The 14,362-nt window shown below is 60.7% G+C and carries 15 protein-coding genes; 5 read left to right on the top strand and 10 right to left on the bottom strand.

Annotated features, from left to right (window positions below):
- Window positions 1-9: 9 nt before the first annotated feature.
- From QLG03_RS16980 to dapF, 4 genes are all read right to left on the bottom strand, one after another.
- A complete protein-coding gene (locus QLG03_RS16980; RefSeq protein WP_117136123.1) occupies window positions 10-1,131 on the bottom strand; it encodes a M20 peptidase aminoacylase family protein in 1,122 nt (373 codons plus the stop codon).
- Window positions 1,121-2,128: an MsnO8 family LLM class oxidoreductase gene (locus tag QLG03_RS16985; RefSeq protein ID WP_255987686.1), complete on the bottom strand. Its 1,008-nt coding sequence runs from the start codon at window positions 2,126-2,128 to the stop codon at window positions 1,121-1,123. The genes QLG03_RS16980 and QLG03_RS16985 overlap by 11 nt, the downstream gene beginning before the upstream one ends.
- Before the next feature lie 91 nt (window positions 2,129-2,219).
- Window positions 2,220-2,771, bottom strand: a complete 552-nt coding sequence (locus QLG03_RS16990; RefSeq protein ID WP_044523492.1) for a (d)CMP kinase — start codon at window positions 2,769-2,771, stop codon at window positions 2,220-2,222.
- A gap of 126 nt (window positions 2,772-2,897) precedes the next feature.
- Window positions 2,898-3,764: a diaminopimelate epimerase gene (gene dapF / locus QLG03_RS16995; RefSeq protein ID WP_117136121.1), complete on the bottom strand. Its 867-nt coding sequence runs from the start codon at window positions 3,762-3,764 to the stop codon at window positions 2,898-2,900.
- Between the two features lie 593 nt (window positions 3,765-4,357).
- Here dapF and ansP point away from each other — a divergent pair.
- Window positions 4,358-5,812, top strand: coding sequence for an L-asparagine permease (ansP, locus tag QLG03_RS17000; protein ID WP_255987690.1), 1,455 nt, complete (start codon window positions 4,358-4,360; stop codon window positions 5,810-5,812).
- Between the two features lie 50 nt (window positions 5,813-5,862).
- Here ansP and QLG03_RS17005 read toward each other — a convergent pair whose 3' ends face one another.
- Window positions 5,863-6,084: a YgdI/YgdR family lipoprotein gene (locus QLG03_RS17005; RefSeq protein WP_002906779.1), complete on the bottom strand. Its 222-nt coding sequence runs from the start codon at window positions 6,082-6,084 to the stop codon at window positions 5,863-5,865.
- Between the two features lie 147 nt (window positions 6,085-6,231).
- A complete protein-coding gene (locus tag QLG03_RS17010; protein ID WP_032453078.1) occupies window positions 6,232-7,293 on the bottom strand; it encodes a YncE family protein in 1,062 nt (353 codons plus the stop codon).
- 257 nt (window positions 7,294-7,550) lie between these two features.
- On the opposite strand from QLG03_RS17010, the gene pqqU reads away from it, so the two are divergent.
- Window positions 7,551-9,656, top strand: coding sequence for a TonB-dependent receptor PqqU (gene pqqU, locus QLG03_RS17015; protein WP_023289883.1), 2,106 nt, complete (start codon window positions 7,551-7,553; stop codon window positions 9,654-9,656).
- Between the two features lie 68 nt (window positions 9,657-9,724).
- Here the strand turns inward: pqqU and QLG03_RS17020 are convergent, their stop codons facing one another.
- On the bottom strand, window positions 9,725-10,024 hold the full coding sequence (locus tag QLG03_RS17020; RefSeq protein ID WP_020481014.1) for a DUF406 domain-containing protein: 300 nt from the start codon (window positions 10,022-10,024) through the stop codon (window positions 9,725-9,727).
- 277 nt (window positions 10,025-10,301) lie between these two features.
- Here QLG03_RS17020 and rihA point away from each other — a divergent pair, with 277 nt between their 5' ends.
- The gene (gene rihA, locus QLG03_RS17025; protein WP_255987693.1) at window positions 10,302-11,237 is read left to right on the top strand and encodes a pyrimidine-specific ribonucleoside hydrolase RihA; all 936 of its coding nucleotides are present in this window, start codon (window positions 10,302-10,304) and stop codon (window positions 11,235-11,237) included.
- A 62-nt stretch (window positions 11,238-11,299) separates the two neighbouring features.
- Here rihA and QLG03_RS17030 read toward each other — a convergent pair whose 3' ends face one another.
- Together QLG03_RS17030 and QLG03_RS17035 are read right to left on the bottom strand one after the other, a co-directional pair.
- Entirely contained in the window at window positions 11,300-12,337 is a 1,038-nt protein-coding gene (locus QLG03_RS17030; RefSeq protein ID WP_044523497.1) for an NADP-dependent oxidoreductase, read from the bottom strand.
- Between the two features lie 65 nt (window positions 12,338-12,402).
- Entirely contained in the window at window positions 12,403-12,984 is a 582-nt protein-coding gene (locus QLG03_RS17035; RefSeq protein WP_023289886.1) for an XRE family transcriptional regulator, read from the bottom strand.
- Between the two features lie 162 nt (window positions 12,985-13,146).
- Between QLG03_RS17035 and QLG03_RS17040 the strand changes: the two genes are divergently transcribed.
- Together QLG03_RS17040 and QLG03_RS17045 are read left to right on the top strand one after the other, a co-directional pair.
- Window positions 13,147-13,665 carry a GNAT family N-acetyltransferase gene (locus QLG03_RS17040; RefSeq protein WP_101989528.1) on the top strand — a complete coding sequence of 173 codons (519 nt, stop codon included), beginning with the start codon at window positions 13,147-13,149 and terminating at the stop codon, window positions 13,663-13,665.
- The gene (locus tag QLG03_RS17045; RefSeq protein ID WP_023289888.1) at window positions 13,662-14,111 is read left to right on the top strand and encodes a DMT family transporter; all 450 of its coding nucleotides are present in this window, start codon (window positions 13,662-13,664) and stop codon (window positions 14,109-14,111) included. Before QLG03_RS17040 ends, QLG03_RS17045 begins: the two co-directional genes overlap by 4 nt.
- Before the next feature lie 8 nt (window positions 14,112-14,119).
- Here QLG03_RS17045 and QLG03_RS17050 read toward each other — a convergent pair whose 3' ends face one another.
- A complete protein-coding gene (locus QLG03_RS17050; protein WP_023289889.1) occupies window positions 14,120-14,353 on the bottom strand; it encodes a YdcY family protein in 234 nt (77 codons plus the stop codon).
- Between the last annotated feature and the right edge of the window lie 9 nt (window positions 14,354-14,362).

Here is a 14,362-nt window from a genome sequence, read left to right on the forward strand (position 1 = left end):
TGTCATCCATTAAATGTGTTGTAATGCCTGCTCCGCCAGACGGGCGAAATAGTGCGCTGCGGGTGCAATAAGCCGTTCGTCCGGATTAAATGCCGGATGGTGCAGACCATATTCGCTGGCGCTGCCGATACTGACGAACGCCCCGGGAATATGCTGAAGATAGACCGCAAAATCTTCACCACCGAGATGCAGATCGGCGTGGTGGGTGCGGTACCCGGCCTGGGCCGCGACCTCGCTGGCGAAGTCGGCCCAGCGGGCGTCATTGACCAGCGCCGTCGGGCCGGCATACCAGAAGACGTCAATCTGCGCGCCAAAGGCGCTGGCGAAACCGGCCGCAATCTCGCTGACCCGGGCCTTGACCCGCTGCTGCACTTCACTGCTGTGGGTGCGCAGCGTCCCCTCCAGCTCGACGCTCTCCGGCAGCACGTTCCAGGTATTGCCTCCCTGGATCCGCGTCACGCTGAGCACCACCGAGTCGAGGGTGTTCACTTCCCGGCTGGCCACGCTCTGCAGCACCGTCACCAGCTGGCTGGCCAGCAGGATCGCATCCTTGCCTTCGTGGGGGCGGGCGGCATGCGCCCCCTTACCGGTCACTTTGAAGACGAAGCGGTCGACGTTGGCGTAGAACGCGCCGCCGCGGGTGGCAAATTCACCCACCGCCAGGCCGGGCTCATTGTGCATGCCAAAGATCGCCGACACCTCCTCCAGCGCCCCGGCGCGGATCAGGGTTTTCGCCCCGCCAAAATTTTCTTCCGCCGGCTGGAACAGGATCCGCACCCGCCCCGGGAGTTCCGCTTCCCGATCCTTCAGCAGCAGCGCCGCTCCCAGCATTACGCTGGTGTGAATATCGTGCCCGCAGGCATGCATCACCCCTTGATTCTGCGAGCGGTAAGGCAGACCGGTCGCCTCCTCGATGGGCAACGCGTCGATATCCGCCCGCAGGGCAATCACCTTGTCGCCGCTGCCGACTTCGGCCACCAGCCCGGTTTTCAGATCGTAGGGCAGCAGGGTCACCCCACCGCTTTGCAGCCAGTCGCGGATCCGCGCAGTGGTGGCCACCTCCTGCAGGGAGAGCTCCGGGTTCTGGTGCAGCTCGCGCCGCCAGCTAATCAGTTGTTGTTCAAAGGACATTCAGCACCGCCTTGCCGTAGTGAGCCTGCGCCAGCAGGCGCAGGGAGCGCAGGCGCGCAGGCCCGTCGCTAATGGGGGTATCAATGATGAGTTCATCCAGCTGATCTTCCGCCTGCAGCGCGTCCAGCCGGGCTTTCACCTCTTCGGGGTTGCCCGATATCAGCGAAGATTCGCGGCGGGCGATACGGGTGGGACGGCTACCGGCCTGGCGGGCAAAGGCAACGGCCTGCGCCTCACTGCCGACGGTCACCCGCTGGCCGTTCTCCAGCTCAACGCCCCACGCCTCCACCTGCTGCGCCAGCGCGGCGGCGGTAGCGGGATCGTCGGCGACCACCACCTGCACGGCGACAATCGCCTCGCGCGGGCTCAGCTCGCGCCAGCGGTTGAGCACCGTGCGGCGCAGCGCGCTGTCGCCATTGAGATGGGCGGCAAAGACAAAGTTCCAGTCAAGGCGGGCCGCCAGTTCAGCACTCTCCAGGCTGGCGCCGAGCAGAAAACCGTCTGCCCGGCGCGGCGGGATCGGCGTGGCGCGCAGGCTCTCTTCCCCTCCGGGCTCAGTCAGCGACAGCCAGTTATCCAGCTGCGCCAGCTGGTCGGCAAAGGCGCCTTTCTCTTCCTGATGCAGGCCCTGCTGCAGGGCGCGGGTGGAGAGCGGCAGGCCGCCAGGCGCCTTGCCGACCCCGAGATCGATGCGGCCCGGCGCGAGGGCGGCCAGCAGGTTGAAGTTTTCCGCGACCTTATAGGGGCTATAGTGCTGGAGCATGACGCCGCCGGACCCGAGGCGGATCCGCCGGGTGTGGCCCACCAGCCAGGCGATAACCAGCTCCGGCGAGGGGCTCGCCAGCTGATCGGTATTGTGGTGTTCGGCGACCCAGAAGCGGTGATAGCCCCAGGCTTCGGCGTGTTGCGCCAGCGTTAATGTACGCGCCAGCGCCTGCGCGGCGGTTTCCCCGGCGGCAAGCGGACTTTTATCCAGGATACTGATTCGATAAGACATTTCGCAGGCTCATATGAAAGTACGTGCCTGCATTATTAAAATCTCTGCTAACTATTGAGAAACAATTAATTCACATGTGTACTGCTGAAAATTAGATATGCCCGCCTGACCGCTGCGCTTCCAGCTCGCGGAGCAGCGCCTCGGCCTGCCGAGGACTGCGTAGCCGGACGAAGCGAATATGACGATATTGCGGATCCTGCATATCGGCCAGATAGCGTCGGCGATTCTGCCGCCAGGTTTTCAGCGTCCAGAGGATGATGGATTCCCGGCTGCAGAACGAACGGCGGAAACTCTCGCGGTTGCCGGTGCCCGGCCACAGCTCCTGACGTCGCCACGCCCGGCTCGCGGCCCGCCACACCGCCTGGCGCAGCGTGCGCCAGAGGCCATAATCCAGCCAGATCACCAGATCCACCTCGCGCCATTTGACACCGCGGCTGCGATTGTAGTTGCCATCCAATACCCAGCCCGGGGTGGCCGTCGCGGCGGCAATGGCGGCGAAAAACGCCTCATCCGGCGCGCCCTGCCAGTTCGGCCGCCAGTACAGGCGATCCAGTTCGATGCACGGCAGCCCCAGCCTGTGCGCCAGGCGACGAGCCAGGGTGGATTTGCCTGAGCCGCTGGTGCCGACCACGTTGATGTTCATCTCTGTTTCTCCCTGGTAGCCATTTCCGTTGTTTGTCGCCTTTGCCCGGATGGGAAAAGGCAGTATGTACAGCCGCTTACGACAGCAAGCAAAAGGCAAAAAATTTCCGGCTGATCGCCCCACCTGTCATCCCGCGCCAGTGGAGATAGCGCCGCCGCCGACAAAGCAGTCTTTATCCAGCGTCAGGCTGGCGATCTTATACACCGGGCCTCGCATACAGACCTGAAAATCCGCGCCGAAGGTGATGCGCAGCTGGCCGCCTGGCATGTTGACCTCCACCCGATCGTCCACCTTCCCTAACCGGCGCATGGCGCTGGCCGCCGCGCAGCTGCTGCTCCCGGAGGCCATCGTAAACCCGGCGCCCCGCTCCCAGATACCAATCTTCAGCGTATGGCGATCGACAACTTCCACGAACTGCACATTGCAGCGTTTGGGGAACAAAGGATGATGTTCAATTTGCGGTCCTAAGCGATGGACCTGTTCCAGGTCGAGCTTATCCACGAGGACAACGCAGTGGGGATTGCCCATAGAGACCAGCACGACGGACAGGGTTTCATCCGCCAGCGGCAAGGGATAATTCACCGCCTCGGGCAAATTCACCAGGGCGGGTAACGCCGCCGGATTGAAATTCGCCCGCCCCATGTCGACGCTAATCTGATGAAAATCGCTCTCCACGGTGCAATAGACGTCTCCGCCCGCCGTGTGCACTAAAAAGGGCTCATGCCCGACACGACCGATATCAAACAGATAGCGCGCATAGATCCGTAGCCCATTCCCGCTTTTCTCCGCCTCGGAGCCGTCCGGATTGATAATACGCAGCGTGGGGTGGGTTCGATCGCCGCTGTCGATCAGGAGACCATCAGAACCGACGCCATAGTGGCGATGGCACAGAATTCGAATATGCTCGTTGCTCAGCTGGTCGGCAACGGCGCGATGGCATACCAGGTAATCATTACCCAGTCCGTGATATTTATGAAAGTGCAAGGGTGTCATTGTGTGGGGTCGCCTGGCGCTACGGGTATGGTTTTCCATCTTACAATACCTGCCCCGGCAGAATGAATTAAACAATAAGGGTTAACCGCTCTGTTCATTCTGCTCCCCTGCAGGCATCACGCTTCCTCCGCCTGCGTGGCGCCGTGACCAACGCGGAAGCCATTTATGCTGGAATAACCGGATATTAACATCAAAATCACTGATGATAATGGCTAAAAAATGGTCGTGGATGACCGGTTAAACGCCCGGCTGCGACCCGGCGAGCAGGTGGCCATCGCCCGTGGCCAACGGATGCAAAAGCAGCGAACTGCGCCTCCGCCGTCCCCTGACAAGCTCGCGCTTACCCCAGTCGACGCCAGCATACCAGCGCTTTCATTCTGTTGCGGGAAACTCTGCGACGCTGATCTCATTGATAAATCTGTCAAATGCTATCGGTAAATGTTTTAGGTGCGTAACTATTAGGTTACGTGTAGGATTCAGCGCCATGTCTGAGCTTATCTCCTACGTCAGAATGATGAGAAAGCCAGCATAATGTGCCAGCCGTCCTCCACGCCGGCTGCAAACATGGGCATTGACAGGAAACTGATACATCAATGAATACGAAACACGACACTGCAGCGGAGCACCATGCTGCAAAACGCCACTGGCTCAACTCACATGAAGCGGGTTATCACAAAGCGATGGGCAACCGTCAGGTACAGATGATCGCCATCGGCGGCGCCATCGGTACCGGTTTGTTCCTCGGCGCCGGGGCACGTTTACAAATGGCAGGGCCAGCGCTCGCACTGGTCTATCTGGTCTGCGGCATCTTCTCTTTCTTTATTCTTCGCGCCCTCGGCGAACTGGTTCTCCACCGCCCCTCGAGCGGCAGCTTCGTCTCCTATGCCAGGGAATTCCTCGGCGAAAAGGCCGCCTACGTGGCCGGCTGGATGTACTTCGTTAACTGGGCAATGACCGGGATCGTCGATATCACCGCCGTGGCGCTGTATATGCACTACTGGGGCGCGTTTGGCGATGTGCCGCAGTGGGTCTTCGCCCTCGGCGCGCTGGCCATCGTCGGCACCATGAACATGATCGGCGTGAGGTGGTTCGCCGAGATGGAGTTCTGGTTCGCGCTGGTCAAAGTGCTGGCGATCGTCGCGTTTCTCGTGGTTGGCACCATTTTCCTCGGCTCCGGTAAACCGCTGGACGGTAATGCCACCGGCTTCCACCTGATCACCGATAACGGCGGCTTCTTCCCGCACGGCCTTCTGCCGGCGCTGGTGCTGGTGCAGGGCGTGGTCTTCGCCTTCGCCTCCATTGAACTGGTGGGCACCGCGGCCGGTGAGTGTAAGGATCCGGAGACGATGGTGCCGAAGGCCATCAACAGCGTGATCTGGCGTATCGGCCTGTTCTACGTCGGATCGGTGGTGCTGCTGGTGCTGCTGCTGCCGTGGAACGCCTACCAGGCGGGACAGAGCCCGTTCGTTACCTTCTTCTCAAAACTGGGCGTACCGTATATCGGCAGCGTGATGAACATCGTGGTGTTAACCGCCGCCCTCTCCAGCCTCAACTCCGGCCTCTACAGCACCGGGCGTATTCTGCGCTCCATGTCGATGGGGGGCTCCGCGCCGAAGTTCATGTCGAAGATGAGCCGTCACCACGTCCCTTACGCCGGGATCCTGGCGACGCTGGCGGTGTACGTGGTCGGGGTGTTCCTCAACTATCTGGTGCCGTCGCAGGTGTTTGAGATCGTCCTCAACATCGCTTCGCTGGGGATCATTGCGTCCTGGGGCTTCATCGTGGTGTGTCAGATGCGTCTGCGCAAAGCGATTAAGGAAGGGAAAGCGGCTCAGGTGAGCTTCAGAATGCCTGGGGCGCCGTTCACCTCCTGGCTGACGCTGCTGTTCCTGTTTAGCGTGCTGGTGCTGATGGCCTTCGATTATCCGAACGGCACCTATACCATTGGCTCCATCCCGTTGCTGGCGGTGCTGCTGGTGGCGGGCTGGTTTGGCGTGCGTAAGCGCGTGCATGCGATTCACAGCACAGCGCCGACGCTCAAGCAGTAAATGGCAGGACTCCCGGTTTGTCCATCGCGGGCAAACCGGGAGGTCAGGACTTAGTTATCCTCAACCAGCTGCGACACGTCGCTGCTGTTAATTTCCCGCTTATTACCAGACTCATCGATATAGCTGGTCATCCCCGTTTCTTTATCCAGCTGCGGCTTGCCGTGGGTGACGATCGTCTGACCGCTTTTGGTGGTCATAACGTAGTTGGACGAACAGCCTGCCAGCAGCGCCAGCATCGCGCCGGCGCAAATCACCATGAATGGTTTTTTCATTTTATCTCCACTGATTACCACTGCCCGCGCGAGGCGGGAAAGCGATAAGTGTATAACCTTCAGGTTTATCAGGCCAATACGCGTTTGTAACAGAGGGTGAGATGCCGGGCGCAACCACCGGTGACGATGGTCGTCGCGCCCGGGACCTTACAGGGCGATGCGGATCACGTCGTCCGGCGCCGTGGCCTCTTTCTCACGGCTGGATGCTTGTTTCACGCTGACGTACAGCGTTTTGCCGTCATCAGAGAGCGCCAGGCTGTTGGGATGGGTCGGCGTTTTAAAGGTCTTCACCACCTTATAGCTCTTGCCGTCGATAACGCTCACTTCCCCCGCCTTACGGTGCGTCACATAGGCTTCGTTGCGGGTGGGGTTAAACAGCACCGCCAGCGATTCCGGCGCGGTGATTTTCTCCAGCACTTTGCCGTCGCGGGTATCGACCACCAGCACTTCCGGCTGCTTGCTGTCGGTAATAAAGGCGCGGTGACCGGCGGTATCGAGGCTCAGGTTAAGGTAGAAATGCGCCTTGCCGTCATCCAGCAATTTTTTGCGCGACACAATGGTGTTGCTCTCGCTGTCGATGGTCAGCAGTTCGCCGTCGGCATTGGTGGTATAAAGGCGTTTCGCCTGCGGATCGATCGCCAGGCCGGTGGCCATCGCCCCGGTGCCGGTAATCGTCGTTTTCAGCTTCAGGGTAGCGCCATCCACCACCCAAATCACGCTCTCTTTGCCCAGACCGGTAATGTAGATAGTGTTGGTCTGCTCATTGACCGCCAGCTCGCGCGGCTGCAGCGGGCGCACGGTTTCACTGCGCTGACGCTCGTCCAGCACCAGTCGCCCCTTCACGGCGCCGGTTTTGGCGTCAATGGCGGTGACGGTGCTGTCGACGGTATTACCAAACCACAGCGTACCGGTGGCATGGTTGATAGCGGCGCCAAACGGCTTCAGATCGTTGTGAATAATCTGCGTCACGTCGAGGGTGGTGGGGTCAAGACGATAAACAATCCCCCCTTTGTCCAGCGAACGACTTTGCGAAGTGGCGACCCACAGCGCGTTCTCCTGCTGGCTGTAGGCCATTTCGTAGGCCCCTTTCCCGACGGCCTTGCGCAGCATCTCTTCCGCGGCGTGGGCGCTAAAGCTGCCTGCCAGCAGCAGAGAAGTGAATAACAGTGAATGGCGCAGACGCGGCGCGGCAAACTGACGTAATGACATGACGACTCCCTTTGATGAACCTGTATGTGCTGACCCGACATCGCTTCCGGCGGCAAAGTCATGGCTCTGCCTTATTTTGAATGCGAATAGTAATCATTAATCATCTCAAAGTGGAGCGCTAATTGTTGTTGCCCGGTAAATTCGTCAGCCTGGAGCACTATCCGTTAACCAACGGCAGTTAATAATTTTCAAATATTTTACAAACGGGGTAACATATATACATATGTTCCATTTGGTTCGTCTCCCGAGTACTATCGATGAAAATCCTGTCCGTGCGACACGCGGCCCTGCCGGCCCTGCTGCTGCCGCTCATCGCCGCCGCCCAGGCCGCCGATGAACAAACCATGGTGGTGACCGCTGCGCCAACCACTGTTTCTGAACTGGATACCCCCGCCGCCGTCAGCGTGGTCAATGGCGATGAGATGCGCCAGGCCGCGCCGCGCGTCAACCTCTCTGAATCGCTGGGCGCCGTGCCGGGCCTGCAGGTGCAGAACCGACAAAACTATGCCCAGGATCTGCAGCTGTCGATTCGCGGCTTTGGCTCCCGCTCTACCTACGGCGTGCGCGGGCTGCGCATCTATGTGGACGGCATCCCGGCGACCATGCCCGACGGCCAGGGGCAGACCTCCAATATCGATATCGGTAGCGTCGACACCCTCGAGGTGCTGCGCGGCCCCTTCTCTGCCCTCTACGGTAACTCGTCCGGCGGGGTGATCAATGTCACCAGCCAGACCGGCACCCAGCCGCCCACCGTGGAAGCCAGCAGTTACTATGGCAGCTTCGGCACCTGGCACTACGGGATGAAAGCCACCGGCGCCGTTGGCGACGGCAGCCACGCAGGCGATGTGGATTACACGGTGTCGACTAACCGCTTCACCACCCATGGCTATCGCGATCACAGCGGCGCGCGCAAAAATCTGGCCAACGCCCGGCTGGGGGTGCGCATCAACGACGTCAGTAAGCTGACGCTGCTGCTGAATAGTGTTGATATCAAAGCCAATGACGCCGGCGGCTTAACCGCCGATGAATGGCGCGATAACCCGCGCCAGTCGCCGCGCGGCGACCAGTATAATACCCGCAAGGATACCCGGCAGACCCAGGCTGGCCTGCGCTACGAGCGTCAGCTGAGCGACCAGGACGATCTCAGCGTCATGATGTACGCCGGGGAACGCGAAACCACCCAGTACCAGTCGATCCCGCGCGCGCCGCAGCTGAAGCCGAGCCATGCCGGCGGGGTGATCGACCTCACCCGCCACTACCAGGGGATCGATACCCGGCTGACCCATCGCGGCGAGCTGCTGGTGCCGGTCACCCTGACCGCCGGTCTTGACTACGAGAACATGAGCGAGCGCCGCAAGGGCTATGAAAACTTTGTGATGGTCAACGGCGCGCCGCAGTATGGCGAACAGGGCGCGCTACGCCGTAACGAACGTAACCTGATGTGGAACGTCGACCCTTACCTGCAAACCCAGTGGCAGCTCACCGACAAACTTTCGCTCGATGCCGGGGTGCGCTACAGCTCGGTATGGTTCGACTCGAATGATTACTACATCACCCCAGGCAATGGCGACGACAGCGGCGATGCCAGCTATCACAAATGGCTGCCCGCAGGCTCGCTGAAGTATGCCCTGACCGACGCCTGGAACGTCTACCTCTCCGCTGGCCGCGGCTTCGAGACGCCGACCATTAACGAGCTGTCATACCGCGCCGATAACCAGAGCGGTCTCAACTTCGGCCTGAAGCCCTCCACCAACGACACGGTGGAGATCGGCAGCAAGACGCGGATCGGCAATGGGTTGCTCACCGCCGCCCTGTTCCAGACCGATACCGATAATGAGATCGTGGTCGACAGCAGCAGCGGCGGGCGCACCAGCTATAAAAACGCCGGCAAGACCCGTCGTCAGGGGATGGAGCTGGGACTGGATCAGCAGTTTGGCGAGAGCTGGCGCCTGAAGGCGGCCTGGACCTGGCTTGATGCGACCTATCGCACTAACGTCTGCGGCGACGCCAGCTGCAACGGCAACCGTATTCCGGGGATCGCGCGCAATATGGGTTACGCCTCCTTCGGCTATCAGCCGGAGCAGGGCTGGTACGCCGGGAGCGATATTCGCTACATGAGCGACATCATGGCGAATGACGAAAACACCGCCAAAGCCCCTTCCTGGACGGTGGTCGGCCTGACGACCGGCTATAAGTGGAGCTATGGCAGGATGGATATGGATCTGTTCGGCCGGGTCGACAACCTGTTCGACCGCGAATACGTCGGGTCCGTCATCGTTAACGAGTCCAACGGACGCTACTACGAGCCCGCGCCCGGACGCAACTACGGTATCGGGCTGAACCTCGCCTGGCGCTTCGAGTAACGCCCGGCTTCGCCCGCGGACCGGCGGGCGAAGGCGTTACCCTCAGGCGCTGGCGCCCGGGGCGCTGATTAAAGCAGGTTTCTCAGGGACAATTCGAAAATGATCTTTTCCGCCTGGCAGGAGAAGGCGATGGACAGATCGAGTTTCACCTCGTCGCCGGCGGCGGCGAGCGTGTAGTCAACCTGCGGTGGTTCACTGGCCGGCGCCGCCGCGGCGGCACGCTCGCGAACGGCGGCTACGGTTGACTCCGCTTCCTCGCGGCTCGGGAATAATTTCTCAGCCCGGTAGACGCAGTCCTCGTTATCAATAATTGTCCCGACATCAATGGCGCAGCCTTTGGTGCTGCATTTATCTACTACATCTTTCATCGTCATAACCTCTTGAGTTTTCTTAAGGATAAGAATCCGCTCACCGAAAAGCAAACCATTAATATCCGTAAGGATTAGCGATTTTTATTCTATCGCGCCGCGCCGGACGCTAGCTTGCGCCACCGCAAGGCGAGGCATGATGATGCAGGACCGCCGCGACTCACCGCGCGATTGCCCCTGCAACCGTGCTAGCCATCACACTATTCTGCACGCTTTCTCGTCTGCCTCGCGCCGCAGCGTTAGTCTGGTCACAGAACAACGCCAACAAGGAGCTGCTATGGCACTGCCGATAATGATTGATTGCGATCCGGGACATGATGACGCGATCGCCCTGGTCCTCGCCCTCGCCTCGCCGGAGCTGGAGGTGAAAGCCGTCACCGCCTCCGCAGGCAACCAGACCCCGGAGAAGACCCTGCGCAACGTGCTGCGTATGCTGACCCTGCTGAACCGCGCGGATATTCCGGTCGCCGGCGGCGCGTGGAAGCCGTTAATGCGCGATCTGATCATTGCCGATAATGTGCACGGGGAAAGCGGACTGGATGGCCCGAACCTGCCGGAGCCGGCCTTTGCGCCGCAAAACTGCACCGCCGTCGAGCTGATGGCCAGGGTGCTGCGCGAAAGTCAGGAGCCGGTGACGCTGGTGGCCACCGGGCCGCAGACGAACGTGGCGTTGCTGCTCGCCAGCCATCCTGAGCTGCACGCGAAGATCGCCCGCATCGTGATCATGGGGGGCGCTATGGGGCTGGGCAACTGGCAGCCGGCGGCGGAGTTTAATATCTACGTCGATCCGCAGGCGGCGGAGATGGTCTTTCAGTCGGGGATCCCGGTGGTGATGGCAGGCCTGGATGTCACCCACCGGGCGCAGATCCTTCCTGCGGATATTGAGCGATTCCGCCAGATTGGCAATCCGGTGTCGACCATTGTCGCCGAGCTGCTCGACTTCTTTATGGCCTACCACAAGGATGAAAAGTGGGGCTTCGACGGCGCGCCGCTGCACGATCCTTGCACCATCGCCTGGCTCCTCAAGCCGGAGATCTTCACCACTATCGAACGCTGGGTCGGCGTGGAAACGGAAGGAAAATATACCCAGGGGATGACGGTGGTCGATTACTACCATCTGACCGGCAATCGGCCCAATACCACCCTGATGCTGGATGTGGACCGCGAAGCCTTTGTCGATCTGCTCGCCCAGCGGTTAGCCTTTTACGCCTGATATTCATGCAGCGCCTCTCTTCCAGGCCGGGAGAGAGGCGCGTTCAGGCTATACCCGGCGTATTAGTCATCCGCCGACACGCGGATCACCACCTTACCAAAGTTTTCACCTTTCAACAGGCCGATCAGCGCCTGCGGCGCCTGCTCCAGACCGTCGATCAGCTGTTCGCGATATTTAATTTTACCCTCCTGCACCCAGCGCCCCATCTGCTGCTGGAATTCCGCGATCCGATGCCCATAATCCTGGCCGATAATAAAGCCCTGCATCCGAATGCGTTTCTTGAGGATGGTCGCCATCAGCAGCGGCAGACGGTCCGGCCCGTCCGGCAAACCGGTGGCGTTATAGCCGCTCACCAGCCCGCAGACCGGAACCCGCGCCGCGGTGTTGAGCAGCGGCAGCACCGCGTCAAAAACCTTGCCGCCGACGTTTTCGTAGTAAACGTCAATGCCCTGCGGGCAGGCCTGGGCCAGCTGTTCGGCAAAGTCCGCCGCGCGATGGTCAAGGCAGACATCAAAGCCTAAGGTGTCAACCGCATAGCGACATTTCTCCGCGCCGCCGGCGACGCCGACGGTACGGCAGCCCTTAATTTTGCCGATCTGTCCGACCGTAGCGCCCACCGGCCCGGTGGCCGCAGCGACCACCAGCGTGTCACCCGGCTTCGGCTGGCCAATGTCCAGTAATCCCATGTAGGCGGTGAAGCCCGGCATCCCCAGCACCCCCAGCGACCAGGACGGGTGCTGCGGGTTGTCCCCCAGCTTCACCAGCCCGCTGCCGTCGGAAAGCTCATAATCCTGCCAGCCGCTGTAGCCCAGCACCCAGTCGCCGGGTTGAAAATCATCATGCTGCGAGGTCACGACGCGACTCACGGTCCCGCCCACCATCACCGCGCCGATGGCCACCGGCGGTGAATAGGACGGCGCGTCGCTCATCCGCCCGCGCATATAGGGATCCAGCGATAAATAAACGGTACGCAGCAGAACCTGACCCGGCCCCGGCGTCGGCACCTCACGCTCTTCCAGGCGGAAATGCTCTGCCGTCGGTTCACCATGGGGACGGGAAGCCAGTACCCAGCGGCGATGGCGTTGCGGTTGTTCTGACATAGCAAACTCCTCTTGTTAGCAGACAGTACTGAGGCTAGCTGCTTTATGCGCAATGCGCTTTATCATTAAGAGCCGGATGGCGATTGATTAAGGCGCACCACCAGATAGACGCAGGTCTCTGCGGATTCATTGATAAAGCGGCAGTCGTTCGGTGGGCCGAGCTCCAGACAGTCCCCGGTCTGCATCTCGTGGCGGGTATTCCCTTCCAGGAACACCAGCTCGCCCCGCTGCAGCCAGATCAGCTGGCGTGCCAGCGCATAGGACGAAGCCGGCATCGGCACATCGCTGCCGGGCGGCAGCTCGATCTGCACCAGGTCAATGGGCAGATCGCTGCGCGGCGAAACGTGGCGGCGGAGATAGTGGCTTTGCGGGTCGTGCCATACCGGCTGGCTGGCAAAACGCAGCAGCTTGCCTTCCTGCATTTCCGCCCTGGCGATCAGGGTCGACATACTGATGCCGAAGGCGCCGGAAAGGCGGCCCAGCATCGACGCCGTCGGGCTGCTTTCGCCGCGCTCGATTTTATGGATCATCGCCCGCGAGGCGCCCGCCCGTTCGGCCAGGTCGTTCAGCGACCAGCCACGGGATTCGCGCTCGATGCGGATGCGCGCGCTGATACGCTGATTGAGGTTGTCTTCTATAGTATTCATAACGTAACACTATAGTGTGCGCGCAGGCATTACACAACCGCCCGTCGGGCCGCATAACCCCTGGCCCATCAGGAAAAAATTTGCTGAAAACGGATGACAGCGTGGCGTTCATTATTGTAATAATATCGTACTACTATAGTGTACGAAAAACTGAGGTTTGCTATGTCCATCCGCCCTGCCATTAAAGACGATTGCGCGGCGATCGCCGAGATCTATAACCACGCCGTCGTGCATACCGCCGCTATCTGGAATGACAAAACCGTGGATACCGACAACCGCATCGCATGGTTTGAAGCCCGCCAGCTGGCAGGCTTTCCGGTGCTGGTGAGTGAGGAAAACGGCGTCATCACCGGTTATTCCTCCTTTGGCGACTGGCGCGCGTTTGACGGCTTTCGCCACACCGTGGAGCATTCGGTGTACGTTCACACCGAGCACCAGGGGAAAGGCCTGGGCCGCAAACTTCTGGTCGCCTTGATCGCCGAAGCGCGTCGGCTGAATAAACATGTGATGGTCGCCGGGATCGAGTCGCAGAACCACGCCTCGCTGCACCTGCATGAAACGCTGGGCTTTATCACCACCGGGCAGATGCCGCAGGTGGGAACCAAATTTGGTCGCTGGCTGGATCTGACCTTTATGCAGCTGCAGCTTGATGCGCGCCAGGACCCGGACGGCCAGGCATGAATGGGTCGCTTACCCTCGCCTTTCTGGTGGCCGCCGGCGTAGGCCTGGTGGTGCAGAACACCCTGATGGTGCGCATCACCCAGTCGGTGTCGACGATCCTCATCGCCATGCTGCTCAATTCGCTGGTAGGTATCGTTATTTTCGTGACCTTGTTGCTGCTGCGCCAGGGCGTCGCCGGCTTTCATGAGCTGGCCCTGAACGTGAAGTGGTGGACGCTGATCCCCGGCATGCTGGGATCCTTTTTCGTCTTCGCCAGCATCAGCGGCTATCAGACCGTGGGCGCAGCCACCACCATCGCGGTACTGGTGGCCAGCCAGCTGGTCGGCGGGTTGATCATGGATTTAATTCGCGCCCACGGCGTACCGCTGCGGGCGCTAATCGGGCCATTATGCGGCGCGGTGATGCTGGTGGTGGGCGCCTGGCTGGTGGCCAGACGCCAGTTCTGAGCGACTGTTCAGAGGATCGCGCCGCCTTTGGTCAACTGCTCGCGGCGCGCGTCCTGCTCTTCCTGATGCTGTCGCCCATGGTGAGCGATGGCGGTGCGCAGGCGCTGCTGCTGAGTATAGCGTTCCTCACGACTGAGCTGCGCGTCATCGCTCAGGGCGATCAGCAGCTCATTCATATGCGCGATAACGCCCTCGGCAAGGATGTCATCGACTTTAACGATGACCTCATCCAGATGTGCCATTCTGTTCTC

The organism is Klebsiella sp. V115_8, from assembly GCF_029967715.1.
Lineage (GTDB): Bacteria > Pseudomonadota > Gammaproteobacteria > Enterobacterales > Enterobacteriaceae > Klebsiella > Klebsiella quasipneumoniae.